Annotated in this window: 21 protein-coding genes and 1 pseudogene; 13 read left to right on the top strand and 9 right to left on the bottom strand. The window is 70.2% G+C overall.

Translation table 11 applies throughout. The annotated features are described in order from the left end of the window. Nucleotides 1-138 precede the first annotated feature (138 nt). From OG972_RS33745 to OG972_RS33735, 3 genes are read right to left on the bottom strand one after another with little or no spacing between them, the layout of a single operon-like run. On the bottom strand, nucleotides 139-984 hold the full coding sequence (locus tag OG972_RS33745) for an amidohydrolase family protein (protein ID WP_266988028.1): 846 nt from the start codon (nucleotides 982-984) through the stop codon (nucleotides 139-141). Beyond that, complete coding sequence (locus OG972_RS33740; protein WP_266988026.1) at nucleotides 981-2,168, bottom strand: mandelate racemase/muconate lactonizing enzyme family protein; 1,188 nt, start codon at nucleotides 2,166-2,168, stop codon at nucleotides 981-983. The genes OG972_RS33745 and OG972_RS33740 overlap by 4 nt, the downstream gene beginning before the upstream one ends. Next, nucleotides 2,168-3,535 (bottom strand): aspartate aminotransferase family protein, encoded by a 1,368-nt coding sequence (locus OG972_RS33735; RefSeq protein WP_266988025.1) that lies wholly within the window; start codon nucleotides 3,533-3,535, stop codon nucleotides 2,168-2,170. The genes OG972_RS33740 and OG972_RS33735 overlap by 1 nt, the downstream gene beginning before the upstream one ends. Before the next feature lie 291 nt (nucleotides 3,536-3,826). Between OG972_RS33735 and OG972_RS33730 the strand changes: the two genes are divergently transcribed. From OG972_RS33730 to OG972_RS33685, 10 genes are all read left to right on the top strand, one after another. Continuing rightward, nucleotides 3,827-4,675: an IclR family transcriptional regulator gene (locus OG972_RS33730; protein ID WP_266988023.1), complete on the top strand. Its 849-nt coding sequence runs from the start codon at nucleotides 3,827-3,829 to the stop codon at nucleotides 4,673-4,675. 208 nt (nucleotides 4,676-4,883) lie between these two features. Next, nucleotides 4,884-7,034: a peptidase C14 gene (locus tag OG972_RS33725; RefSeq protein ID WP_266988021.1), complete on the top strand. Its 2,151-nt coding sequence runs from the start codon at nucleotides 4,884-4,886 to the stop codon at nucleotides 7,032-7,034. 41 nt (nucleotides 7,035-7,075) lie between these two features. After that, nucleotides 7,076-8,332, top strand: a complete 1,257-nt coding sequence (locus tag OG972_RS33720; protein ID WP_266988019.1) for a Gfo/Idh/MocA family protein — start codon at nucleotides 7,076-7,078, stop codon at nucleotides 8,330-8,332. Nucleotides 8,333-8,379: 47 nt separating this feature from the next. Then, a complete protein-coding gene (locus tag OG972_RS33715; RefSeq protein WP_266988017.1) occupies nucleotides 8,380-9,636 on the top strand; it encodes an extracellular solute-binding protein in 1,257 nt (418 codons plus the stop codon). Nucleotides 9,637-9,956: 320 nt separating this feature from the next. Further along, entirely contained in the window at nucleotides 9,957-10,862 is a 906-nt protein-coding gene (locus OG972_RS33710) for a carbohydrate ABC transporter permease (protein WP_266988015.1), read from the top strand. A gap of 2 nt (nucleotides 10,863-10,864) precedes the next feature. Then, nucleotides 10,865-11,815: a carbohydrate ABC transporter permease gene (locus OG972_RS33705; RefSeq protein WP_266988013.1), complete on the top strand. Its 951-nt coding sequence runs from the start codon at nucleotides 10,865-10,867 to the stop codon at nucleotides 11,813-11,815. A 6-nt stretch (nucleotides 11,816-11,821) separates the two neighbouring features. Further along, nucleotides 11,822-12,850, top strand: coding sequence for an NAD(P)-dependent oxidoreductase (locus tag OG972_RS33700; protein WP_266988011.1), 1,029 nt, complete (start codon nucleotides 11,822-11,824; stop codon nucleotides 12,848-12,850). Nucleotides 12,851-12,858: 8 nt separating this feature from the next. Then, nucleotides 12,859-13,920 (top strand): dihydrodipicolinate synthase family protein, encoded by a 1,062-nt coding sequence (locus OG972_RS33695; protein ID WP_266988009.1) that lies wholly within the window; start codon nucleotides 12,859-12,861, stop codon nucleotides 13,918-13,920. Further along, on the top strand, nucleotides 13,904-14,917 hold the full coding sequence (locus OG972_RS33690) for a hydroxyacid dehydrogenase (protein ID WP_266988007.1): 1,014 nt from the start codon (nucleotides 13,904-13,906) through the stop codon (nucleotides 14,915-14,917). Before OG972_RS33695 ends, OG972_RS33690 begins: the two co-directional genes overlap by 17 nt. A gap of 42 nt (nucleotides 14,918-14,959) precedes the next feature. Then, on the top strand, nucleotides 14,960-15,808 hold the full coding sequence (locus OG972_RS33685) for a fumarylacetoacetate hydrolase family protein (protein WP_266988005.1): 849 nt from the start codon (nucleotides 14,960-14,962) through the stop codon (nucleotides 15,806-15,808). A 6-nt stretch (nucleotides 15,809-15,814) separates the two neighbouring features. Here OG972_RS33685 and OG972_RS33680 read toward each other — a convergent pair whose 3' ends face one another. Both OG972_RS33680 and OG972_RS33675 read right to left on the bottom strand, forming a co-directional pair. Further along, on the bottom strand, nucleotides 15,815-17,521 hold the full coding sequence (locus tag OG972_RS33680) for an NAD(P)/FAD-dependent oxidoreductase (RefSeq protein WP_266988003.1): 1,707 nt from the start codon (nucleotides 17,519-17,521) through the stop codon (nucleotides 15,815-15,817). 49 nt (nucleotides 17,522-17,570) lie between these two features. Further along, nucleotides 17,571-18,368 carry a carbon-nitrogen hydrolase family protein gene (locus OG972_RS33675; RefSeq protein WP_266988001.1) on the bottom strand — a complete coding sequence of 266 codons (798 nt, stop codon included), beginning with the start codon at nucleotides 18,366-18,368 and terminating at the stop codon, nucleotides 17,571-17,573. Nucleotides 18,369-18,674: 306 nt separating this feature from the next. Between OG972_RS33675 and OG972_RS33670 the strand changes: the two are divergent. Then, nucleotides 18,675-19,244, top strand: a pseudogene (locus OG972_RS33670) (Repetin). Nucleotides 19,245-19,259: 15 nt separating this feature from the next. On the opposite strand, the gene OG972_RS33665 reads toward OG972_RS33670, so the two are convergent. Continuing rightward, the gene (locus tag OG972_RS33665) at nucleotides 19,260-19,715 is read right to left on the bottom strand and encodes an Lrp/AsnC family transcriptional regulator (RefSeq protein ID WP_266987999.1); all 456 of its coding nucleotides are present in this window, start codon (nucleotides 19,713-19,715) and stop codon (nucleotides 19,260-19,262) included. Nucleotides 19,716-19,870: 155 nt separating this feature from the next. On the opposite strand from OG972_RS33665, the gene OG972_RS33660 reads away from it, so the two are divergent. Next, nucleotides 19,871-20,845 carry a GDSL-type esterase/lipase family protein gene (locus OG972_RS33660; protein ID WP_266987997.1) on the top strand — a complete coding sequence of 325 codons (975 nt, stop codon included), beginning with the start codon at nucleotides 19,871-19,873 and terminating at the stop codon, nucleotides 20,843-20,845. 296 nt (nucleotides 20,846-21,141) lie between these two features. Here OG972_RS33660 and OG972_RS33655 read toward each other — a convergent pair whose 3' ends face one another. Further along, nucleotides 21,142-22,608, bottom strand: coding sequence for a GuaB1 family IMP dehydrogenase-related protein (locus tag OG972_RS33655; protein WP_266987995.1), 1,467 nt, complete (start codon nucleotides 22,606-22,608; stop codon nucleotides 21,142-21,144). 306 nt (nucleotides 22,609-22,914) lie between these two features. On the opposite strand from OG972_RS33655, the gene OG972_RS33650 reads away from it, so the two are divergent. Then, nucleotides 22,915-23,970, top strand: coding sequence for a terpene cyclase (locus OG972_RS33650; RefSeq protein ID WP_266987993.1), 1,056 nt, complete (start codon nucleotides 22,915-22,917; stop codon nucleotides 23,968-23,970). A gap of 156 nt (nucleotides 23,971-24,126) precedes the next feature. Here the strand turns inward: OG972_RS33650 and OG972_RS33645 are convergent, their stop codons facing one another. Both OG972_RS33645 and rpe read right to left on the bottom strand, forming a co-directional pair. Continuing rightward, on the bottom strand, nucleotides 24,127-25,143 hold the full coding sequence (locus OG972_RS33645) for a sugar-binding transcriptional regulator (protein ID WP_037695464.1): 1,017 nt from the start codon (nucleotides 25,141-25,143) through the stop codon (nucleotides 24,127-24,129). Nucleotides 25,144-25,319: 176 nt separating this feature from the next. Next, entirely contained in the window at nucleotides 25,320-26,003 is a 684-nt protein-coding gene (rpe, locus tag OG972_RS33640; RefSeq protein ID WP_266987991.1) for a ribulose-phosphate 3-epimerase, read from the bottom strand. Nucleotides 26,004-26,036: the final 33 nt, after the last annotated feature.

Below are 26,036 nucleotides of genomic sequence, written 5' to 3'. Positions count from 1 at the left end.
CCAGGGGGTGAATTGCGCGGCGGCCCGGCTGCCGGACGACGGCCGGGGAATGGGGGAAGACCCCGGTGTCGTACCGGCAGGATCATGGGAACGGCGGGTGGTGCCGTTCGGTCCCGGTGGATCGTGGGGGCTGCGGGATCAGCCGTTCAGTCCCAGCAGGTCCAGCGACGGCCGGTGAATGATCTCTTCCACCGCGTCCGCGTCGAGCGGCGGCAGTCCGGGGATGCCGGGGATGCGGGCGATCTCCCGCAGCCCCTTCACCGAGTCGTCGACCGTCGTGAACGGGTAGTCGCTGCCGAACATCAGCTTGTCGAAGACCCCGTAGTCCTGGACCAGCCGGAGGCTGTGCCAGAGCTGGAAGGGCCGGTAGTGCAGGGCGCTGATGTCCGCGTACACATGGGGGTGCTTGCGGATGACGGCGATGCACTCGCCCTCGAACGGGTGGCCGAGGTGGGCGAGGACCATCCGTAGTTCCGGGTGGCGGATGGCGACCGCGTCCAGGTGGCGGGGCATCGCCCATTCCAGCGGGGCGTTCGAGACGAACGTGGTGCCGGTGTGGACGAGGAGCGGCAGGCCGTGCCGTTCGGCGTACCCGTACAGCTCGTCGTACTCCTCTGCCGCAGGGTCGAAGCCCGCGTACATCGGCATCAGTTTGATGCCGCGCAGGCCGAGCTCCTGATGGCCGTAGCGGAGTTCGTCCTGCCAGCCGGGCTGGGTGGGGTCGAGCGAGAGGTAGCCGATCAGCCGGTCGGGGTGTGCTCCCGCGTACGAGGCCACGGCGGCGTCGTCGACCCAGAGTCCGCTGCGGCGGGCCTTGCCGCCGACGACGATCGTACGGGTGCCCTCCGGTGCGGTGGCGGCGTACTCCTCCCACTTCACCGTCAGGTCGACCTCCCCCGCGTGGGCGCGGGCCGAGTCGGACTTGAAAGGGTCGGTGAAGTCGTGGCTGTGCCGGAAGAGATGGGAGTGGACGTCGACGATCATGTCCGGTTCCGCTTCTCCCAGCCGTCCGCGAACATGTTCCAGAAGCGGTGGCTGGGTGGGTGTTCCTCGAAGACCTCGTCGACGAGTTCGACGCCGATCCCGGGAGCGGTCGGCAGGCCGATGCGGCCGTCGACGATCGGGAGCGTGCCCTTGAGTGCGTCGAAGACGTACGGCTCCAGGAGCCCGTCGAAGGTTTCGAGGATCTTGAGGTTGGGGATTCCGAGAGTCGCGTGCACCGAGACCGTGGTGCAGAGCGGCGAGTTGGAGTTGTGCGGGGCGACGAGCATGCCGTGGGTATCGGCGATCGCGGCGAGCTTCCGTACCTCGGTGAAGCCGCCGGCCATGGAGAGGTCGGGCTGAATGATGTCGACGGCGTTCGTCGCGAAGAGCTGCTTGTACTCGTAGCGGTTGTGGAAGTGCTCGCCGCCGGAGATCGGGAAGGCGGCGCGCTGCCGCAGTTCCGCGTACCGCTCGATGTGGGTCCAGGGCATCGGCTCCTCGAACCAGCCGATGTCGAACGGCTCCAGCTCGCGGACCAGCCGGGCGGCGGTCGGCATGGCGAACCGGGCATGGCCCTCGATGAACAGGTCGACATCCGGTCCGACGGCCTCGCGGACCGCGGCGACGAGGTCGATGGAGCGGCGCAGCTCGGCACGCTCCAGCTCATGGAGTCCGGGACCGAACGGATCGAACTTCAGGGCGGTGAAGCCCTTCGCCACGGTCTCCTTCGCCTTGGCCGCGAAGGTCTCGGGCTCGCGCTCGCCGGTGTACCAACCGTTGGCGTAGACGCGTACGGTGTCGCGGCAGGCGCCTCCGGTCAGGCGGTACGCGGGCACGCCGAGCGCCTTGCCCATCAGGTCGTACATCGCCTGGTCGAGGCCGGACAGGGCGATGCCGCCCATGTCGCCGCCGCGCAGGAAGTCGCCCTGGTAGACGCGGAGCCACAGCTCCTCGATGTCGAACGGGTCGGCGCCGATGAGGTGCCGCCGGGCGAGGGCCTCGGTGAGGGCGCAGACCTCACCGACCCGGTAGGGGTGGGTGATCTCGCCGATGCCGGAGAGGCCCTCGTCGGTGTGGACCCGGACGTAGCCGAAGTCGCGCCAGGAGGTGCCCAGCATCAGGGTCTCGACCCGGGTGATCCGTCCGGCGGGGCCGGCCGGGCGGGTGCGGTTCACGGTAAGCATCAGCGGGCTCCGCCCATGGTGGAGGTGTTCTCGAGGTCGCGGGCGCCGCCCTCGGCGAGGACGGCCTTGACGGCGGCCTCGGTGCCCTCGATGAGGCGGTCGACGTCTGCGTCGGTGTGGGCGTAGCTGATGTGGCTGCGCTTGAGGTTGAGCGGCAGCTCGAACAGGCCGTGGTCGAGGAGCCTCCGGCGGTAGCCGACGAACAGTGAGGCGTCGTTGTCGAGCAGGTCGGCGTAGGTACGGGGGGTCTCGCCCGGCATGAAGTAGCTGACGAAGACGGAGCCGTAGCCGGTGACGACGGCCGGGACCCCGAGGCGCTCGTACAGTCCGGTCAGCTCGGTGCGGACGCGGTCACCGAGCCGGAAGACGTGCTCGTGGACCGGCTCCTCGCGGAGTTTGCGCAGGGTGGCGAGGGCGGCGGCGACGACGGACGGGTGTCCGTTGTACGTGCCGGCGAAGAAGGCGGGGGCGCCGGGGCGGGTGGAGAAGAGGTCCATCAGGTCGGCGCGGCCGCCGATCGCGCCGACGGGGGCGCCGTTGGCGATGGCCTTGCCGAGCGTGGTGAGGTCCGGGGTGATGCCGGAGATCTTCTGCCAGCCGCCGAGGTCGTGGCGGAAGCCGGTGATGACCTCGTCGAAGATCAGGACGCTGCCGGCTTTCGTGGTCTCCTCGCGCAGGGTGGTGAGGAATTCCTGGAACGGCAGGAGCGCGCCGACGTTGTGCGGGACGGGTTCGACGATGACGGCGGCGATGTCGGAGCCGTGCTCGGCGAAGGTGCGGCGGACGGCGTCGCTGTCGTTGAACGGCAGGACGAGGGTGGCCTCGAGGACCTCGGGGAGGATGCCGGTGGAGATCGGGTCGTGGCCGCCGACCATCGAAGGGGCGGAGATGACGTTGAGGCTGACCGAGTCGTGCCAGCCGTGGTAGCAGCCCTGGAACTTGACGACGAGGCGGCGGCCGGTGGCGGCGCGGGAGACGCGCAGCGCGTGGAACGTGGCCTCGCTGCCGGTGCTGGTGAGGAGGACCTTCTCGATCGACGGGATCAGCTCGGTGAGCTGTTCGGCGAGGAGGATCTCGCCTTCGGTGACGCCGACACCCATGTGGCCGAGCGTGGCGCCGGCCTCTGCGGTGGCGCGGGCCACGTCGGGATCGTTGTGGCCGAGCAGCGGCGGGCCGAACGCCGAGTGGAAGTCGGTGTACTCGCGTCCGTCGGCGGTACGGAACCGTGCGCCGTCGGTCCCGGTGACGACCAGGTCGGTCAGTCCGGGAACACTGCGCTGACCGCTGTTCACGCCACCGGGTACGACCTGGCGGGCGCGCTCGGCGAGTCGGGCTCCGGATTCATTGCCTACCGGGCCTGAACTCATATCGCTTGCTCCTTGCGTCGAGAGTCGTCGGTTTTCGCAGGCCCTGCCCGGCCTGCGATTCCCTGGCGCCATCCGCCCGGCAGTCGCCGCAGGAAGTGGTGGTCCGTGGTGCGTGTTTCTTGGGTGTTTCGATTTTTCCGAACACTGTTCTGTAGAGCAGAACAGTGCCTGGATATTACGTCCGGCCCCGATGCCGGTCAACCCCTTTCCGGCTCGGAAAGGCCCATTCCAGGCGGGTTCACCTCACAGAAGGGTCCACTCAACCCGCGTGAGGGACTAGGCTGTTCTGCTATGACGAACAGTGCCGCCCCAGAAGAACCGAAGTACTGGGTCAAGAGCGTGGCCAGGGCAGCGGACATCCTCGAAGCGCTGGCCGCCCCCGCGCAGGGGAACGGCCTGAGCGTCACGGAGGTCGGCCAGGCCTGCTCCATCTCCAAGAGCGCCGCCTTCGGCATGCTCCAGACCCTGCGTGCGTACGGCCTCGTCTCGGACGACGGCGAAGGCATGAACCGCCGCTACCGGCTCGGCATGAGCCTGGCCAGGCTCGGCGACCGCGCACGGTCCCAGGTGTCCCTGCGCGGGGTCGCCCACCCCGTACTCACGGAACTGACCAGGACCACCGGCATGGCCTCCCGGCTCGCCGTGCCCGAGGACGGACATGCGGTCGTCGTGGACCAGGTCGAGCTCGATCAGCGTGTCCGGCTCGATCTGCGGATGGGGCAGCGCGAGCTGCCGCACTGCACGGGCCTGGGCAAGGCGCTGCTCTCGGCGGTGCCGGAGGGCGAGGCCGCCGCGGTGATCGAGCGGTTCGGACTGCCCCGGCGCACCTCCCGCACCATCACCGACCCGGCCACCTTCCTGTCACATCTGCGCGACATCGCCCGGGTCGGCTACGCCCTGGACGACGAGGAGGACGCCGAGGGCATCATCTGCATCGGCGCGCCGGTCTTCGACGACCGTTCGGTCTGCGCGGGGGCCATCAGCATCACCGGGCTCAAGCTCGGCCTGCCGGCCTGGCGCTACCAGGAACTGGGCGGTCAGGTCCGGGACGCGGCGCGGCGGATCAGCGTCTCGCTGGGCTGGGTCGCCGACGCGGACAGCTCGACGGACCCCGAGCATTCCGACGGAATCAGGTCTTGACCGATCGGCTCCATCGGCCGTAGGTTCCCTGCCAACCCCGATGACATTCAGACGACATCGGCGATTTACCCCCTCCGGTCCGCTTCCGACGCCTGCCCATCGCGTTGTGAACAGCTGATGGCCGGACCTTTTTCAGCCATCCGCCTCATGGCAGTCCACCGCAGGAACGCTCCCTCATTTTCGGCACTTCTCGGAAGGCGAAGTCCGCATGAGCGTTCCGCACCACCACACCCCTGCCCAGTCCCGCCGCACGCTGCTGCGGGCATCGGGGCTTGCCGGTCTGGTCATGGCCGGTTCGGCCGTGGCCACCGGCTCGGCGCAGGCCGCACCGGCGCACGTCGGCGATGTGCAGCGTGTCGACACGGTCGACGAGCTGCGCGCGCTGAACACAACACCGCTCGACGACGGCGCCCAGGTCCTGGTCGCCGGCTACCACGCCCCGGGCGACGGCGGCGCGATGGCCGTGCGCTGGGACAAGAAGTCCGACACGGCCCACAACGGCGGCACCGTGATCGCACCCGCCGACGGTAGACCCGGCCGCTGGGTCCAGCTCCACAACGGGACCGTCGACTTCCGTACCTTCGGACACTTCGACACCGAGGAACCGGCCGACGCCGCCCTCGACGCGATGATCGCCGACACCTCGGTCCACCGCATCGAGGCCCACACCGACCTGCACTTCACCGAGCGCCACCTCTGGAACCGTTCCCACATAGAACTCGACTTCGGCGGCCACCGCATGGTCACCGACGGCATCGAGAAGAACACCCACGACAACCCCTTCGGAGCCGTCCTCTCCTTCCGCGGCACCGTCACCGACACCGTGCACACCCACACCCTGGGTGCGGCGATGCCGGACCTCTCCGATCTCTTCGAGGTCGGCGACTCCGGGAAGTTCTCCGTCGGCCAGTGGTGGGCCGTGGAGATCAACGCCCTGTCGGGGAAGTACGAGAAGGAGATCCAGCGCCTCGTCCAGGTCACCGATGTCGTCGACGCGACGCACATCCGGGTCAACTACCAGATCGGCTGGGACCTGGCAGCCGGCCGGACGCTCACCTGGACCCGGATCGAGCCTGTCGACCGCGCCCATGTCCGCAACCTCGTCTTCGAGGGCTGGGGCGAGGACGAGATGACCGGCTCGCACCCGGTCGCCTACGAGTACGCGGTGCGGTGCGACGTTTCCGGAATCGAGGCCGTCGGCACGTTCTGGCCGGTGGTGATGCGCCGCTGGTGCACGTACTACCGCACCGAGCAGTGCTCGCTGACCAACCCGAAGTCCGTCACCTACGGCGGCGCGGGCTATCTGACCCAGCAGATCTACTGCCTGTACGGGCATGTCGAGGACTGTCACACCTCCAACGCCCGCCACCTGAACGACTTCACGGCCTCCGCCTACTGCTACGTCACCAACTGCCACGGCGACGGCGACGACGAGGGACCGTTCGTGACGCACGGCCAGTTCGAGCACGACCTCGTCTACACGGGTAATTCCGGTCTGATGACGTTCGCCAACTCGGGCGCCGCCTGGGGCGGCCGGGCCAAGCGGATCACCGTACGCCGCCATGCCTGTTCCTGGTTCGTCGCCCGGGTGAAGATCACCGATCTGACGCTCGAAGACGTTCTGGTCATCGGCAAGAAGTCGCTCTCCGGCTCCGGAATGCTCTGGGTCAACGCCGACGGTGTGCAGCTGCGCGGGTGCACGGCGAGCGGGCCGCTGATCATCTCCCAGGCGTCCACGCTCTCCGCCCGGCCCAATGTGATCGCCGACTCGGCGTTCACGTTCGCGGCGGGCGCCGAGGTCACCCAGGCCAATGTGGCCGCCCCGGTCACCCTCGCACGGACGACGCTGAACGGCGTCGACGGTGCGGTGTTCAACGGCGCCGGGCCGCTCGTCCTCGACCAGTGCACCCTCACCGGCTCCAAGGACACCGCGCCCGTCTCGCTCGCGCACACCGACATCACCGTGACCGGCGGCGAACTCCGCAACACCGGGCTGAAGTTGACCTCGGCCAAGGACCAGCGGCTGCGGATCGACGGCGCCCGGATCAACGGAACCAACAAGGACGGCGCGCTGCTGTCCCGTACCGGCAGCGGCCGCACCGTCGACTGGCAGCTGTCCGGTCTCGACTCGACGGCACCCAGGGACACCGCCCATGTGCTGGTCACCGAGGGCCCCAACCGCTACCGGGCGACCGGCTCCACCTTCACGGGCGGCCGGCTCGAACTGCGGCCCGCGGCCTTCGTCGGCTCCGGAAGCCATCTGCTGCACACCGGCTGCGTCGAGGACGGCACCGAGCGCACCGCGCTGCCGGACGAGGGCGGCCGCGTCGCCCACGCCGCGGCCACGCTGCGGTTCTGACCGCACCACCGAACCCACCCACTGAGTCCCAGGGAACCCCCGTGTCCACGCATCCCCCGATCACCGGCCGGCCCGTCCGGGTCGCGCTCGTCGGCGCCGGCAACCGCGGTCTGACGTACGCCGAGTGGATCAAGGCGCACCCCGACCGCGCCGAACTCGTCGCAGTCGCCGACCCGCGCCCCACGGCACGTGCCGCGGCGGGCGCGCCCGTGGAGTTCGACGACTGGCGGCCGCTCGTCGAGAACCGCATCGCGGACGCCGTCATCGTCGCCACCCAGGACCGCTTCCATGTGGAGCCGGTGCTGGCCCTCGCCGAGGCCGGTTACGCGATCCTCGCCGAGAAGCCGCTCGCCCCGACCGAGGACGAGACCCGGAAGATCGTCGAGGGCGTCGAGCGGGCCGGGGTGCTCTTCGCGGTCTGCCACGTCATGCGCTACACGCCCTACACCGACCTGGTGAAGGAGGTCGTGGACTCCGGCGTGCTCGGGCAGCTGGTCTCCCTCGACCATCTGGAACCGGTCGGCTGGTGGCACTACGCCCACAGTTACGTACGCGGTCCCTGGCGCAGCGAGAAGGACTCGTCGCCGATGCTGCTCGCCAAGTCGTGCCACGACCTGGACTGGATCACGTACATCATGGGCGGCCGGATCGAGCAGGTCACCGGCTTCGGTGGACTGAAGCACTTCCGGCCGGAGAACGCCCCGGCCGGGTCCGCCGACCGCTGTCTCGACTGCGCGGTGGAGTCCGCCTGCCCGTACAGCGCGCTGAAGCTGTACATGCCGACGCTGCGCGAGAAGGGCGCGGTCTGGCCGGTCACCCATGTCACCGAGGCGACCGACGAGGCCGGGCTGGTGCAGGCGCTGCGCGAGGGTCCGTACGGCGTCTGCGCGTACCGCAGCGACAACGACGTGGTCGACCACCAGGTGCTCGCCATGCAGCTGTCGGGCGGGGTGACCGCCACCTTCCAGATGGTGGCGTTCACCGAGCAGACCCATCGGCAGACCCGCATCTTCGGCTCGCACGGCTGGCTGCGCGGTGATGGCGAACGCGTCACCGTGCAGGACTTCCGTACCGGCGAAACGACTGTCCACGAACTCGGCGTATCCGGTTCGAACGCCGCCGATGGGCACGGGGGTGGAGACGCCGCGCTGGTCGAGGCGTTCGTCACCGCCGTGGCCACCGGTGATGCCGGGGCCGTCCGCTCCGGTCCCGCCACGTCGCTCGGCAGCCATCTCGCGGCGTTCGCCGCCGAGCGCGCCCGGCACACCGGCACCGTCCAGTCGGTGCCGGTCAAGTGACACCCCCTCACCCCCGCCCCACCCTCACGTCCTCGGAGGACCACCTCATGTCCCGTCTCCTCACCCGCCGTTCCAGAGTCCGTGCCGTGGCCGCCCCCGTCCTGGCCACCGCGCTCGCCGCCGGTGTGCTGGCCGGCTGTTCCGGCAGCGGCAGCGACGACAACACCGTCACCATGTGGACCTACCCGGTCATCTTCGACGAGGCCAAGAACAAGGCGTACTGGGACGGCCTGGTCAAGGCGTTCGAGAAGAAGCACTCCGGCGTCACGGTGAAGGTGGAGACCTTCCCGTGGGCCAACCGCGACACCGCGCTGGCCACGGCGATCGCCTCCGGCAAGGGCCCGGACGCGGTCTACCTGATCCCGGACCAGCTGCCGAAGTACGCCAAGAGCATCGTCCCGGCCGACGACTACATGCCGGCCGACGCCAAGTCGGACTACACGGACTTCGCGCTGAAGTCCGTCACGGTCGACGGCAAGGCGCTCGCCAGCCCGATCCTGACCAGCGCCAACCCGCTGATCTGCGACAAGCGGGTGTTCGCCGCGATCGGCGAGAAGACCTACCCGACGAGCTGGGCGGAGCTGGAGGCGCTGGCGCCGAAGCTCAAGAAGAAGGGCTACTACGCCACCAGCTACAGCGGCGACACCCAGCAGACGCTGAACATGACGTTCTACCCGCTGCTGTGGCAGGCGGGCGGCGACGTCTTCTCCGAGGACGGCGGGACGGTCACCTTCAACGACGCCGCCGGGGTCAAGGCCCTGACGTACCTGAAGAAGCTCGTCGACGGCGGCTACACCGACAAGGACCTGGTCACGACCACGCCGAAGCTGGAGCAGACACCGGTCGCCAAGGGCAAGGTGGCGTGCACCTGGCAGAACACCCCGGCGGACGTAGAGCCGTTCTGGGGCAAGGAGAACATCGTCGTCCAGCCGCCGCTGAAGGAGGCCGAGTCGATCGGTTACGGCACCGTGGGCGCACTGTCCATGCTGAAGGGCGCCGACAAGAAGAACACCGGCGACTGGCTGAACTTCGTCGCCGAGTCGCAGAACGCGGCCGGTCTGCAGAAGACCGCGGGCTACTTCCCGGCCCGTAAGTCCGGCGGCGACCTGTACCCGGACGACGCGCTCCAGACGGCGGTCGGCGCGACTCTGCCGAGCATGACCGTGGGTCCGCTGCACGACAAGGCCCGCGAGGTCCAGGGCGTGCTCGCGCCGGAGATCCAGGCGGCGCTGCTGGGCAAGAAGAGCCCGCAGGAGGCGCTGAACGCGGCGCAGAAGGCGGCGCAGGGAATGCTCGGCCGCTGAGCCGTGACGGGCAGGGGCCGACCGGCGCCCGCCCGTCACCACGGGGCGCGGCGCGCTCCGCACCGAAGCCCCGCCGGGAGTCCGGAGTCACGAACCCGGACCCCCGGCGGACACCCCCGCGCCGCCGGCGCGGGCCCGCAGAGCTCACCCGGCACCCCGTACAGCACCCGGCACCACACTCAGCCGGACCCCCGCCCGGGACCCGGGCGTACACCCCGCACCACCGGTACGGTTCCGCGCCACCCCGCGCGGAACACCCGCGCAGCCCCCGCAGGGGCCTCGCACCCACCGCAATTCCCTCGTCCCGCAAGGAGATCCCCGTGGCAGTCGTCGCGGAACCCACCCGCCGGGGCCGTCGCAGCGGGCCGCAGGCGCGCCGCGAGGCCCGGATCGGCCTGCTCTTCGTCCTTCCGTGTTTCCTGCTGTTCCTCGCCTTCCGGTTCGGTCCCGGCGTGGCCGGTGTGCTGATGAGCTTCACCGACTACTCCCTGACCGGCGGCGGCAGCTTCATCGGCCTCGACAACTTCACCCGCCTCTGGGACGACCCGCTGTTCTGGCAGGCGCTGAAGGTCACCGTCCTCTACACCGTCCTCGCCGTGCCCGGCACGCTCATCGCGTCCGTGTCCCTGGCGCTGATCACCCGCCGTGCGTTCCGCGGCGCCAGGTTCTTCCGTTCGGTGTTCTTCCTGCCGGTCGTCACCTCGCTGGTGCTGGCCGCGACCGTCTTCGTCTGGATCTTCTCGACCGGCGGCCCGTGGTCGACCCTGATGGGCTGGTTCGGGATGTCCGAGGGCTCCTGGCTCTCCGACGACGTCCTCGTCCTGCCCGCGCTCGCGATCGTCGGCGTCTGGTCCCGCTTCGGTTACGGGATGCTGATCCTCCTCGCCCGGATGCAGGACATCCCCCGGGAACTGGAGGAAGCCGCGCTCACCGACGGCGCGGGCCCCTGGCAGCGCTTCCGGTACATCGTGCTGCCGCAGCTCAAGCCCGCTCTGTTCTTCCTCGCCGTGATCGAGACGACGGCCTCGTTCCAGGTCTTCGACGCCGTCTACACCATGACGGGCGGCGGGCCCGCCAACGCCAGCTACACGCTCGTCTTCCAGCTCTACGACGCGGGCTTCAAGTACTTCGACCTGGGTTACGCCTCCGCCATCGGCGTCGCACTGTTCGTGCTGACGGTGGTGGTCGCCGTGATCCAGCGGCTCGTGATCGGGAAGGACCAGTGACCATGACCGCAACACCCGTGGAGACCGAGAAGAAGGCGCCCGCACCCCAGGCGCCCGCCGGAACCGACCGGGCCGCCCGCCGGGCCGAACGCAAGCTGCGCAAACTGTCCGAGCAGGACACCGTCCCGCACGGCATGCGCGCCACCCCGGCAGGCCGGATCGCCCGCGGCGTGCTGCTGACGGCGGCCGCGATCGTGACGATCTTCCCCTTCTACGCGATGGTCGTGCTCTCCCTGAAGCCGTCCGCGGCGGTCGAGTTCCCCGGCAGCCTGCTGCCCTGGCCGCTGACCGGCGAGGCGTACGACACCGTCATGAACGCCCAGGACGTGCCGCGCTGGCTGGTCAACACCCTGGTCTACTCCGTCGTCTCGGTCGTCGGCGTGCTGCTGCTCGCCTCGCTCGCCGGGTACGCCTTCGCCAAGAAGCGGTTCCCCGGCCGGGAGACCATGTTCTGGTCGTTCCTGTCGATGGTGATGGTCCCCTACCACGTCACGATGATCCCGACCTTCGCGATGATCGCGAAGCTCGGCGGAGTCGACACGTACTGGGGTCTGATCGTGCCGACCCTGGCCAACGCCCAGGCGGTCTTCCTCATGCGGCAGTTCATCCAGGGACTGCCCGACGAACTCTTCGAGGCGGCCCGCCTCGACGGCTGCAACGAGTGGCAGATCTTCCACCGGATCGTGCTGCCGCTGCTGAAGCCGATCCTCGCCACGCTCGGCGTGTTCGTCTTCCTGTGGCACTGGAACGACTTCCTCTGGCCGCTCGTCATCGGCCAGTCCACCGATATGCGCACCCTCACCGTCGGCATCGCCTCGCTCCAGCAGCAGAACGTGCCGCTCAATGTGGTGCTCTCCGGCTCCGTCATCGCGTTCGTGCCCATCTTCGCCGCGTACATGGTGGGCCAGCGCTACTTCACCGAGGGCGTCACCGCGTCCGGAATCAAGGGATAGCCAGGCATGTTCACCGATGAGGCCGCTCTCGAAGAGCGGCTCGCCACCCCCTCCCCCGCGCTCGTCGCCGACCTCGGCCGCCTCGAAGGCGATCTGCTGGTCCTCGGCGCGGGCGGCAAGATGGGCCCCAGCCTGTGCCGGCTGGCCCGGCGTGCGCTGGACGCCGCCGGACGTACGGACACCACGGTGTACGCCGTGTCCCGCTGGTCGGACACGTCCGCCGCCGAGGAACTCGAGGGAGCAGGGGTTCGTACCGTCGCCTTCGATCTGATGGACCCGGCCGCCGATCTGGCGGAGCTGCCCGACGCCGGGAACGTCGTCTTCATGGTCGGCGCCAAGTTCGGCTCGGCCGGGGCGCCTTCGCACGCCTGGGCAGTGAACGCCGCCATGCCGGACCGGGTGGCGCGCCGCTGGTCCGGGTCGCGGATCGCGGCTTTCTCCACCGGCAATGTGTACCCGCTGGTGCCCGTCTCCTCCGGCGGCTGCACCGAGACCGACCCGGTCGGGCCGGTCGGCGAGTACGCCATGTCCTGCCTGGGCCGTGAGCGGATCTTCGACCACGCCGCGCTGACCCGCGGCACGTCGGTCGCCATCATCCGCCTCAACTACGCGGTGGACCTGCGCTACGGCGTTCTCGCCGACATCGCGTACCGCGTGCAGGCGGGTGAGCCCGTGGATGTGACGACCGGTCATGCGAACGTGGTGTGGCAGGGGTACGCCAACGAGGTCGCGCTGCGCTCGCTGCTGCATGCCACCGACGGCCAGGCGTTCACCCTCAACCTCACCGGCCCCGAGACCGCCTCGGTGCGCCGGATCGCCGAGTGGTTCGGCACCGAGTTCGGCCGGGAGCCGGTGTTCGAGGGCGAGGAAGCATCGACGGCGCTGCTCTCCGACGCCAGCCGCTGTCATGCTCTCTTCGGCTACCCGGACGTCACCCTGCGCACGCTCGTCGAGTGGCAGGCCGACTGGCTGCGCCGCGGGCTGCCGCTGTCCGGCAAGCCCACCAAGTTCCAGGTCCGTGACGGAAGGTTCTGATCCACTCCATGTCCACTCCCTCCACCGCGGCCACGGCCACGCCCTCCCTCGACGCGCTCGCCCGGGGGGCGGTGATCCCCGCCCACCCGCTCGCGCTGCACGCCGACGGTACGTTCGACGAGCGGCGTCAGCGTGCGCTGACCCGCTACTACCTGGCGTCCGGGGCCGGCGGTGTCGCCGTCGCCGTGCACACCACCCAGTTCGAGATCCGGGAGCCCGAGGTCGGTCTCCTGGGGCCGGTACTCGAACTCGCCGCCGAGACCATCGACGCCGAGGCGGGCCGCCCGTTCATCAAGGTCGCAGGCGCCTGCGGCTACACCGCGCAGGCCGTCGCCGAGGCCGAGACCGCCGCCGCGCTCGGCTATGACGCCGTGCTGCTCAGCCCGGCCGTGCCGGGCGCCGACGAGAAGGGCCTGCTGGAGCGGGCCCGCGCGGTCGGCGAGGTGCTGCCCGTGATCGGCTTCTACCTCCAGGAGGCCGTCGGCGGGCGCTATCTCTCCCCGGCGTTCTGGTCGGCCTTCACCGATCTGCCGTCCACGGTCGCCGTGAAGGTCGCTCCGTTCGACCGGTACCGCACCGCGGATGTCGTGCGGGCGGTGGCCGCCGCCGACCGCGCCGACGAGGTGGCGCTCTACACCGGCAATGACGACGACATCATCGGTGACCTGCTCACCCCGTACGAGACGGCGAACGGCACGCGGCGCTGGTTCGCGGGCGGGCTCCTCGGCCAGTGGGCCGTATGGACCAGCTCCGCCGCCACCCTCCTCGACGACGTCCGCGCGGCCCGCGCCGGCGACCACGCGGCGACGGTGCGCTGCCTGGCCCGCCGCTCCGAGCTGACGGACGCCAACAGCGCGGTGTTCGATGTCCGCGGCGCGTTCCGCGGCTGCATCGCAGGCGTGCACGAAGTGCTGCGCCGACAGGGCCTGTTGGCGAACATCCGGTGCCTGGACCCGGCCGAGACGCTCTCGCCGGGGCAGGCGGACGAGATCACTCGGGTGGCCGCGGCCTACCCCTGGCTGACCGATGACGCCTTCATTGCGGAGCACCTCGATGCCTGGCTCTCCTGACCGCCCCCGGGTCGTCGTCGCCGTACCGCCCCAGCTGCGCGCCCAGTTCTTCACCGGCGCGGTCTGGCGGGAGCTGGTACGGGCGGCGGAGCTGACCGTCCTCGACGAGCACTCCGACCGGGCGGCGTTGGCAGCGGCGCTGCCCGGCGCCCGCGCACTGATCCTCTCCTGGCGCGCCCCCAAGGTCGACGCCGAACTCCTGGCGGCGGCCGACCGGTTGGAGTTGGTGGCGCACACCGGCTCGGCCGTCGCCCCGTACGTCACCGAAGAGGTGTTCCGGCGCGGGATCCGTGTCACCCAGGCCGGGGACGAGATGGCCCGGCCGGTCGCCGAGGTCGCACTCGCCTTCACCCTGTCGCTGCTCCACCGCATCCAGCGCTTCGACCACGCGCTGCGGGGCGGCGCCGAGTGGGCGGCGGCGAGCGAGGCCCCGCCGCGCCACGAGATCCACGGCAGCGACATCGGGGTGATCGGCGCGTCCCGTACCGGGCGGGCGTACATCGCGATGGTGCAGGCGATGGGCGCGCGGGTCTCCGTCACCGACCCGTTCCTGTCCGGGGCGGACGCCAGGGCGCTCGGCGTGGAGTCCGTCCCCCTGGACACACTGCTGTCGCGCAGCCGGATCGTGGCCGTGCACGCGCCGGTGACGGAGGAGACCCATCGGATGATCGGCGCCGGACAGCTGGCGCTGATGCCGGACGGGGCGGGCCTGGTGAACACGGCCAGGTCATGGCTGGTCGACGAGGAGGCGCTGCTCGCCGAGTTGCAGTCGGGCCGGCTCGATGCGGCGATCGATGTGTTCGACGCCGAGCCGCTGCCGTCGGACCACCCGTTCCGCGCCCTGCCGAATGTGCTGCTGACCCCGCATCAGGCAGCGGGCAGTGTCGAGTGCCGGCAGCGGCTCGGCGCCAGTGCGGTCGGCGAGGTGCTGCGGCTGCTGGCGGGGCAGCCCCCGGCCCATGCGGTCACCGTCGACGCCCTGACCCGCCTGCACTGATCCACCGCGTCATTCCCCTTACCTCTCAGGAGAGTTCACCCCATGCGACTGATGCGCATCGGCGAGCCGGGCCATGAGCGTCCGGTCCTCGCCTGCCCCGAAGGCCGCCACTACGACCTGTCGGGCGTCACCGACGACATCGACGGCGTGTTCCTCGCCGCGCTCACCGAGAAGCCGCACCTGATTCCCGCCGAGCCGAAGCTCCCGGAGACCGACATCACCGGGCAGCGGATCGGCGCGCCCGTCGCCCGCCCGCACGCGCTGCTCTGCATCGGCCAGAACTACGCGGCCCATGCCGCGGAGTCCGGGTCCGAGCCGCCCGAGCAGCCGATCCTCTTCTACAAGTCGCCGAACACGATCGTCGGCCCGTACGACGACGTCCTCATCCCGCGCGGTTCGAAGAAGACCGACTGGGAGGTGGAGCTGGCCGTCGTCATCGGCCGCCGCGCCGCCTACCTCGACTCGCCTGACGACGCCGCCTCGTACATCGCCGGTTACGCCGTCAGCAACGACGTCTCGGAGCGCGCCTTTCAGCTGGAGGAGTCGGGTGGCCAGTGGTCCAAGGGCAAGAGCTGCGCCACGTTCAACCCGCTGGGCCCGGTACTGGTGACGGCCGACGAGGTCGGTGACCCGCAGCAGCTGCGGCTGCGCAGTTACGTCAACGGGGAGCCGCGACAGGACTCCAGCACCGCGGACATGATCTTCAGCGTGGCGCATCTGGTGCACCATCTGTCGCAGTATCTGGTGCTGGAGCCCGGCGACATCATCAACACCGGTACGCCGCAGGGCGTGGCGCTGTCCGGCCTCTTCCCGTACCTGGGACCGGACGATGTGATGGAGGTCGAGGTCTCCGGCCTGGGCCGGCAGCGCAGCGTCTGCCGGCCCGCGTAACGCCGCTCAGTCCTCCGGGAGTTCGACCGGGGCGATGTCGTCGAAGACATCGCCGGGGCCGGGGTTCGTCGTGTCCGTGGCACCGCCGAAGTGGTTCATCACACCCCATACGGCGTTGAGCGCGGTCTGCACGGCGCCCTCGGCCCACCCGGCCGTCCAGGAGATGTCGTCGCCCGCGAGGAAGAGGCCCCGCTTGTCGGCGGGCAGCCGGTCCTGCATGAAGTGGGTGAACAGCCGCCGCTGGTAGCGGTAGTGGCCCGGCAGGTTGGCCTTGAACGCGCCCATGAAATAGGGCTCGTTCTCCCAGGAGACGGTCACCGGGTTGCCGATGATGTGCTTCCTGATGTCGACGTTCGGGTAGATCTCGCCGAGCGACTTCAGCATCACTTCCATGCGCTCGTTCGGGGAGAGCGGCAGCCACTTCAGGCTGTCGTCGCACCAGGTGTACGAGAGGCAGATGACGGCCGGCTTGTCCGGCCCGTCGTCGAGAAGGTACGTGCCCCGCGTCATCCGGTCGGTGAGCGTCATCGACATGGTGTCGCGCCCGGTGGGAACCCCCCTGCCGTCGACGGCCTTGTCCAGCCAGAACGGCCGGTCGACGGGCACGAACAGCTTCGACGACTCCATGTAGTGGGTCCGCTCCATCGCCGTCCAGTGGTCGATGGGGAACAGCTCGTCGTCGCAGGCGATCTTGGAGAGCAGCAGCCAGGACTGCCCCGTGAAGATCGCCGCCCGGAAGGTGCGGATGTCGCCGGTCGCGTCGGTGACGGTGATCCGGTTCCCGGCGGTGCGGTGCAGTCGGGTCACGGCGGGACGGGGCTCCCCGTCGTGCAGCGAGGACAGCGAGGTACCGAGCGGCCAGTGCACGATCTTCTGCGGCTCGCGGTCCCAGAGCCGCAGCGGGAGCTGCTGGCTGCCGCCGACGATGCCGCGGTGGTGGTCGTCGGCCTCGGTGTAGACGACCCGCAGGATCTCCAGGATGGAGTTGGGGAAGTCGGTGTCCCAGCCGCCGGTGCCGAACCCGACCTGGCCGAAGATCTCGCGGTGCCGGAACGACTTGAAGGCGTCGGAGGCGCAGAGGAAGCCGTAGAAGGTCTGGTTGTCGAGCTTCTCGACGAGCTTCGCCCAGATCTCCCGGATCCGCGGGACGTCGCGCTCGCGCATCGCCCGGTTCATGTCGGAGAAGTCGGCGCCCTCCTCCAGGCAGGCGTTCCAGGCGTCCATCACGTCACGGTAGACCTGCGGCAGGTCGTCGATCGTCTCCGCGTAGTGCGACTCGCCCTTGAGGTCGACGACGGTCGACGGGGTGGTCGGCGCGAGTGGGTTGGGGAACGGGCTGGTCTCCAGGCCCACCAGGTCGATGTAGTGCTGCAGCGCGGTGGACGACGGCGGGAAGCGCATCGCACCCATCTCGGCGGTCAGCGAGGGGTCGCACCCATCGAAGCCGACCGTACGCAGCCGGCCGCCTATCCGGTCCGCCTCGTAGACGACGGGCTTGAGGCCCATCTTCATCAGTTCGTACGCCGCCACGATGCCGGAGAGCCCGCCACCGATGACCGCCACCTCGGCACCGTGCTCGGTCGCCGGTATCTGCCCCAGCCCCGCGGGGTGCGCCAGGAAGTCGTCGTACGCGTAGGGGAAGTCCGGACCGAACATGGTGATCGGCGGCTGCGCGTCGGTGTGCTGGACGGCGTTGGGCACCGTGGACGTCATGGGGTGGGGACTCCTTGCGGGGGCAGTGGAAGAGAGGGGCGCGGCGGACTCAGACGAGGGAGCCGTACAGACCGGGGCGGCGGTCGCGCAGATACGGGTTGGCGGCGCGGGACGCGCTCAGGAACTCCGGGTCGACCTCGCCGATCACGAGCTCCTCGCCACGTCCGGCGCGGGTGCGGACCGTGCCGTCGGGCCCCGCCAGACAGCTCAGCCCGACGAACTCGAACTCGCCTTCCGGGCCGGTCCTGTTGACGTACGCGACATACATCTGGTTCTCGAAGGCGCGGACCGGCACGACGGACTCGGGGACGAACTGGAAGGGATGCATCTGCGCCGTCGGCACCAGCAGCAGATCGGTGGCGGCGAGGGCGTGCGCCCGTACGTTCTCGGGGAACTCGACGTCGTAACAGATCATGATCCCGATGCGTACGCCGTCCAGTTCGGTCTGGACGACGGTCTGCTCGCCGGGGGTGAACCACTGCTGCTCGAAGCAGCCGAAGAGGTGGGTCTTGCGGTAGTTGGCGAGCCGGGTGCCGTCGGGGCCGATCAGTTGCGCGGAGTTGAAGATCAGCTCGTCCGCGCGCTCCGGGTACCCGTAGAGAACCGCGAGCCCGTGCCGTACGGCGATGGAGGCGACGGTCTGCGCGGAGGCGCCGTCGGCGGGCTCGGCCAGCAGGGGTACGTCGTCGCCGATGGCATACCCGGTCAGGAACAGCTCGGGGCAGACAAGCAGCCGCGCCCCGGCGGCTGCCGCGCGCTCTGCCGCCTCGTCGAGGGCCTTGATGTTCTCGGCCACCGAGCCCGGACGTCCGGAGCTCTGGAGCAGGGCGGTGCGCAACGGCGGCATGGCTGACCTCGGGCAGTGCGGGCGGGGCGGGGACGTATAGACGGTACGGGCCGGTAATCCGGCCGGACAAGGCGCGAGCGTTGCGCGCCGACCGTCGATCCATTGCGCAATTCGCCGGTCCGGCGGTGATTCGTTGCGCGGAGCGTCTCCGCAGGTCACAGGGGTGATATCGGTCTCGGGTCGGAGTGGGTTCCCGCCGCGCGGCGGAGAGCGGACGGGGACCCCGGCGCGATGTGCGGCGGCGGTCCCGCCGGAAGAGTCGGAGTCGTCCGAGCGACTCCCGCTCCGCCCTGCGGAAGGCCTGTCATGACCCGCATCGCGCACATCCGCACCCGGCTCGCCGCGATCGCAGCGGCGCTGCTGATCACCGCGGGCGCCACCGGCTCGGCAGCGGCGCTCGGCGACTGGGCCCCCGGAACTGCGAGGGGGCAACGGGAAGCGGCAGCCCTGACCGGTACGGCGAAGCTGTACCGCCCGGTCGGGGACGACATCACCTTCACCTTCGACGCCCACCTCGCCGCGAAGGACACCATGGACCCGGAGCAGGCGTACGGCACCTTCCGCTTCCGCCACGTCTTCCCGAACGGCACGTCCGGCTGGGCCGAGGGCTCGGTGGACTGTCCGGTGACCGGCGGCAAGGTGGCCGTGGTCACCGGCGTCATCACGGCGACCGACATCGGCATCGAGGGCAGGCGGGTCGGCATGTCGGTCCACGACCTGGGCAACCACGACCGGCTGGGGTACAGCTGACTGAACCAGGAGGCGGAGGACCACCTGCCCCCGTGCATGTCCTCGGCCCCGTTCGAGAAGGTCGAGGCGGGCACCGGCGACTTCACGGTGCTGCCCTGGCACCCGCAGTACGAGCAGAAGAGCTGACGCCCGCCCGCCGGATCAGCCCGGCGTCCCCGAGGAGTACCGCCGCAGCAGCGGCGACAGCACCAGCACGGACTTGGTTCGCTCCACATAGGGCTCGCCCGCGATCCGCTCCAGCACCTGCTCGAAGTGGCGCATGTCGGCGGCGAAGACCTGGACGATCGCGTCGGCCTCCCCGGTGACCGTGGAGGCCGAGGCGATCTCGGGGTAGCGCGCCAGACCGCTCTTGATCGCTTCCGGGGAGGTGTTGCGGCTGCAGTAGATCTCGATGAAACCCTCGGTCTCCCAGCCGAGCGCCGCCGGGTCCACCCGCACGGTGAATCCGGTGATGGCCCCCTCCGCACGCAACCGGTCGACCCGGCGTTTCACCGCGGGCGCGGACAGGCCGATGATCGCGCCGATGTCGGCGTAGGAGCGGCGGGCGTCCTCGGCAAGGGCGTGGACGATGCGTTCGTCGAGATCGTTCAGTCGCACTTCAGGTGGATCACTTCTCTGCGATGGCCGGTCGGGGCGTCGGCAGCACGGTGCCGCAACCGAAGTAGAACACGTGGTGGTGGGCCGGGCCGTACGGACGTCGGCGCGGTGCAACGGGGTAGGGGTGGAGTGCGTACCCGTCGAATGGAGCTCCGATGACCTGGCTCGACCCCGATCCCTTCCTGCGAGGTGTCGCCTGGCGGGACGGCGTGCGCCCGGTCCGGGCCGACCCCGCCGATCTGGCCCGGCTGCCGTGGGACACCGCGGAGCGGGCGCTGCTGCCGACCGGGGTCCGACTGGAGTTCCTGGCACCGGGAGCGCGTGCGGTGGAGATCCGCTACCGCGCCGCGGCCCGGGGCGCGGCGGACGGCCGGGCCGGGCTCTTCGCACTGTGGCAGGGCGGGCAGTGTGTGGCGGAGGTCCTCGCCGGGCCCGCCGAGGAGGCCGTCACCGTGATCGGACTCCCGCCGGGGGAAGGCCCGTTCACCGTCCATCCGCCGGAGACGCTGGGCCCGGCGATCCTGGGGCTGCGGGCGGTGGGCGGGGCCCTGCTGCCCGCCCCGGCGCGGCCGCGGTGGGTGGTCCACGGGGACTCGATCACCGAGGGCTGGTGGTCGACGCGCCCCGCCCACGCCTGGCCCGCGGTGGCGGGCCGCGCGCTGGGCCTCGACCCGGTCAATCTGGGGTACGCGGGTTCGGCGCGCGGGGAGTTGTGCGTCGCCGAGCAGATCGCCGGGCTCCCGGCCGATCTGCTGACGCTGGCCTTCGGTACGAACTGCTGGTCGTCGGTACCCTTCTCGGCGCCGCTGCTGTACGAGACGGTGCGCGCCTTCGTCGCCCTGGTGCGCGCGGGCCACCCGGGGACGCCGATCCTGCTGGTCTCCCCGCTCCTGCGCCCGGACGCGGAGGACACCCCGAACGCCCTCGGAACCACGCTGTCCGAGCTGCGGACGGCGCTGGAGCGGGCCGGCGCGAGCCTCGTCCGGGCGGGGGACGCCCGGCTGTCGGTGCTGCCGGGCAGGGATGTCCTGGGCCCGGAACACCTGGTGGACGGCCTCCACCCGGACGACAGCGGCCACGCCCTGCTGGCGGCGGCGGTCGCAGATGCCCTCACCCCGTACGTCCCCTGACAACGGAGAACGCCCGGGCCGCAACAGCGGCCCGGGCGCAGCCCTCGTGAACGACCCCGCGGGTCAGCACAGCCAGGGCCCCTCGTGTGGATCATGCTGGGCCCGCGGGGTCCGGCGCGCACATCTGCGGCGTTGTCGTCGGTCGCCGACTCCCCCATGGCCCTCAAGCCCTCAAGTCATGGGGAACACCCTTCGCGTGGGCTCCCGCCTCCGCCTTGCGGTTGCACGCACCACTGCGCCGCCGGCCGCTCCGCGGTCCGGTCCGGTCCGGACCGGACCGAACCGAACGGAAGACCCTAGCTCCAACTGGCGTGCAGCGGCTTGCCCTCGGCGTAACCGGCGGCGCTCTGCACACCGACGACCGCCTTCTCGGCAAACTCCTCCAGGGACGCCGCACCGGCGTAGGTGCAGGAGGAGCGGACGCCCGCGATGATCGAGTCGATCAGGTCCTCGACGCCGGGACGGACCGGGTCCAGGAACATCCGCGAGGTGGAGATGCCCTCTTCGAAGAGCGCCTTGCGGGCGCGGTCGTACGCGGACTCGTCCGACGTACGGTTCTTCACGGCGCGCGCGGACGCCATGCCGAAGGACTCCTTGTAGTACCGGCCGTCGGCGGACTGCTGGAGGTCGCCGGGCGACTCGTACGTACCGGCGAACCAGGAGCCGATCATCACGTTGGACGCGCCCGCGGCGAGCGCCATGGCGACATCGCGCGGGTGGCGGACGCCGCCGTCGGCCCAGACGTGCTTGCCATGCTTCTTCGCCTCGGCGGCGCACTCCAGCACCGCGGAGAACTGCGGCCGTCCGACACCGGTCATCATCCGCGTGGTGCACATGGCACCGGGGCCGACCCCGACCTTGATGATGTCCGCGCCGGCCTCGATGAGGTCGCGCACGCCCTCGGCGGCGACGACGTTGCCCGCGACGATCGGCACCTGCGGGTCGAGCGCCCGGACCGCGCGGACCGCGCTGATCATGGACTCCTGGTGGCCGTGCGCGGTGTCGACGACGAGCGTGTCGACGCCCGCGTCGAGGAGCTGCTTGGCCTTGCCCGCGACATCGCCGTTGATCCCGACGGCGGCGGCTATCCGCAGCCTGCCGTCGGCGTCGGTGGCCGGGGTGTAGAGCGTGGCGCGGAGCGCCGCCTTGCGGGTGAGGATGCCGACGAGCCTGCCGTCCGCGTCGACCGCCGGGGCGAGCTTGCGGTGGGCGCCGTCGAGCTTGTTGAACGCGTCGCGCGGGTCGATGTCCGCGTCGAGCAGCACGAGGTCCTTGGACATGACCACGGAGAGCTGAGTGAAGCGGTCGACACCGGTCAGGTCGTGGTCGGTGACGACGCCGACGGGCCGCTGCTCCTCGTCGACGACGACGCCCGCGCCGTGGGCACGCTTCGGGAGCAGGGACAGGGCGTCGGCGACCGTCTGGCCCGGGGCGAGCACGATCGGCGTGTCGAGCACGAGGTGGCGCGTCTTCACCCAGGAGATGACGTCGGTGACGACATCGATCGGGATGTCCTGCGGAATGACGACCAGACCGCCGCGGCGGGCGATCGTTTCGGCCATCCGGCGGCCCGCGATCGCCGTCATGTTGGCGACGACGAGCGGGATGGTCGTGCCGGATCCGTCCGGCGAGGAGAGGTCGACCCCCTGGCGGGAACCGACCGCTGAGCGGCCCGGAACCATGAAGACATCGTCGTACGTGAGGTCGTACGGGACCGCGGGGGACTGTGTATAACGACCGGTGCCGGGTTCAAGAAAACGCATAACACTCATATTTTCACGCGAAACGGCGCAGGTCGCTGCCACGAAGACACAGCAAATGACCCCCGCGTTCGTACGTTCCTCCAGGGAGCGAGTGCGGGAGCCCCGGGCAAGTGGAACCTGCCTTGCCCGGGGACCCTACCCGAATGGCATGCGAACCATTCGCGATCATCTTCCCTGGACCTGGTGACAAGGGGTCAGGTAGCTTCAAACGCGCAGGTCCCGCGGGTCACGACTACGTCCCGAGGAACAGGCGGAATGGCCCCAACTTCCGTCATACGTACGACCGGAGAGGATCCAGACCCGCCCGTGGAGAACGAACTGCCGGACATTTACTGCCCGTTCCCCCAGCGGACGAATCCGCACGTCGCGCACACCCGTGAACACCTCGACAACTGGACGCGCAACACCGGCCTGGTGCACCGCGATTCAGCCAGGGAGCGCTTCGAGCAAGCCGACTTCGGCGCCTTCGTCGGCATGGTGTACCCGACCGCAAATGAGCACAATCTCGACCTCGTCGCTGACTGGTTCGTGTGGCTGTTTCTCGTCGACGACCAGCTCGACGACGGCTATCTCGGCCGCAGCCCGGAGCGGGTGCGGGACGTGGTCACCCTGATGCGCAGCGTGGTCGAGGGCACCCGAACCGGTCCGCTGCCGGACGAGGACCTGCCGGCCGCCGTGGTCGCCCTGGCCGACCTGTGGGAACGTACGACGCCGAACGCGGCGGCGCACTGGCTCCGGCGCTTCGCCTGGCACCTGGTCACCTACCTCACCACGGCCACCACCTGGGAGGCGGGGAACCGGGCGAACGGTGTCGTGCCGTCCGAGGAGACCTACATCGCCAAGCGGCGGCACACCGGCGCGATACATGTCTGCATGGACCTGATCGAGATCGTGGCCGCCATCGAGGCGCCCGAGTCGATCCACAACGATCCCCGGTTCATCGTCGCCGTGGAAACCTCGTGCAACGTCGTGTGCTGGGCCAACGACGTGTACTCGTACGAGAAGGAACAGGTGCTCGGCGAGATCCACAACCTCGTCCATCTGGTCCGGCACCACCGCGGTTACGGAAAGCAGCAGGCGCTCGAACACGTCTGCGCGGAGATCGCCACCGAGACCGACCGCTTCCTGGCGGCCGAGGCCGAACTGCTCATGGCCTACCCCCAGCTGTCCGGGATGCTTCTCCCGTACCTGGACGGGATGCGAAGCTGGATGCGGGGCAATCTGGACTGGTCGCGGCAGACCCCGCGCTACAACCCGGCCGACGTCAGCCAGTACAAGGCGCCGGAGCAGTACCTGGAGGCGACGGTCCTGGGCATCGGACCGGAACCCGCCGACTGCGGGGCCGAGGGACGTGTCGACTGAGGATCACACAGAAAAGGGACAGGACAGTCAGGACAGTACGGAGAAAGCCGGGTGCGCGTGCCGCACCCGGCTTTCCTCCTGGTCCTTCGTCCTCACGACGACGCCGCAGAGGTGCGTGCCGGACCCCGCGAGCCGGCCTGATCCGAACGAGATGCCCTAATCGCCGTCCGGGTCGGCGCGCTCCAGCGCGGGCCGCTGCGGCGCCGCCGACTCCGTCAGCAGATAGTCGGCAGCGGCCGTGTCCGTCACCAGGCTGGTGACCAGACCGGACCGCAGGACCGCCCCGATCGCCGCCGCCTTGCGCTGGCCGCCCGCGATCGCCACCACCTCGGGGATCCGGCGCAGCCGGTCCGCCTCGACCGTGATGCACCGCTCCCCCAGGTCGCGGCCGACCCGGCGCCCCTCCGTGTCGAAGAGGTGGGCGGACATCTCGGCGGCGACGCCCAGCGACGCGTAGTGCGCCCGTTCCTCGTCCGTGAGCATGTCGTGGACGGTGGAGATACCCGGCTCCCACGAGCCGATGGAGACCGCGGCGACCGTCACCTTGTCGAAGTATTCGAAGGCACGGGCGATGCCGGTCTGGTGACGCAGCGCGGCGGCCGTGGCCGGGTCGGGCAGCAGCATCGGCGCATAGATCGGGTGGGCCTCGCCGCCGGACACCTGGGCGGCCCTGCGGACCGCCTCGACCGAGCCGCGCTCGGCCGTTCCCGCGTCGTACACCCCGGTCAGCTGGACGACCGTGCACGGCGGCAGCCGGTCGAGGGCCGCCGCCATGTGAATGGTGGACCGGCCCCAGGCCAGGCCGAGCACATCGCCCTCGTTCACCAGTTCGCCCAGGAGGTCGGCCGCGACCTCGCCCAGGTTCTCCGGGTCCGGGGCGTCGTCCTCCTCCTCTGCCGGAGATTCGACGACGACCGCGTGCCGCAGCCCGTAGCGGGCCCGCAGCGCGTCGGAGCGCTCCGCGTCCAGTTCTGCGGGGACCCGGATCTCGATCCGTACGAGGTCACGCTCAAGGGCTGTCTCCAGGACCCGGGCCACCTTGAAGCGGCTGACGCCGAACTCCTCGGCGATCTGGATCTTCGACTTCCCCTCAAGGTAGAAGCGACGGGCCATGGCCGCCGCCTGCACCAGCTCCGCGGGCCCCATCCGCAGGGCGGACCTGCCCGCCGACATTGCAGACACCGCGATCTCCTCACTGCTGTTCACACGCTCGATACGCCGTTCATCCTGTCAGATACGGCAATCCTTGATCAGTCCCGTCGGACCGCGTTCATCTGCACGTGGCCGGGCCGACCGGCAATCGGGGGCCGGAGTCGGTCCCGTCGTCACTGCCGACGTCCCCGCCGGCTTCAGTGGTTGCACGCCCAGGCCGCCGAAGCGATGGTCCCGTCCGCCTTGGTACGCAGAGCGCGTACCGCCTCGGCCGGGTCATTGGCCCCGTACACCGCCGAGCCGGCGACGAAGACATCCGCACCGGCCTCGGCGCACCGCTCGATGGTGGACTCCGAGACACCACCGTCGACCTGCAGCCACAGCTCCAGACCGTGCTTGGAGATCAGCTCACGGGTGCGGCGGATCTTCGGCAGCATGATGTCGAGGAAGGCCTGGCCGCCGAAGCCCGGCTCCACCGTCATGATCAGCAGCATGTCGAGCTCGGGCAGCAGGTCCTCGTACGGCTCGATGGGCGTCGCCGGCCTGAGCGCCATCGAGGCGCGGGCGCCCTTGGCCCGGATCTCCCGCGCCAGCCGTACGGGCGCTGCCGCGGCCTCCACGTGGAAGGTGACGGAACCGGCACCCGCCTCGACGTACTGCGGCGCCCAGCGGTCCGGGTCCTCGATCATCAGATGGCAGTCCAGCGGCGTGTCCGTGGCCCGGCTCAGCGATTCCACGATCGGCACGCCGAGGGTCAGGTTGGGCACGAAGTGGTTGTCCATCACGTCGACGTGGAGCCAGTCGGCGCCTTCGACGGCCGTCGCCTCCTCGGCGAGACGGGCGAAGTCGGCGGACAGGATGCTCGGGTTGATCTGGGCCATGTGCCAAGCCTGCCACGTTCCGCGGCACTTCCC

Source organism: Streptomyces sp. NBC_01669 (assembly GCF_026339735.1).
GTDB classification, from domain to species: Bacteria; Actinomycetota; Actinomycetes; order Streptomycetales; family Streptomycetaceae; genus Streptomyces; species Streptomyces yanii.
Note: the sequence above shows the minus strand (reverse complement) of the source record. Positions and strands in the feature narration are given on the sequence as shown.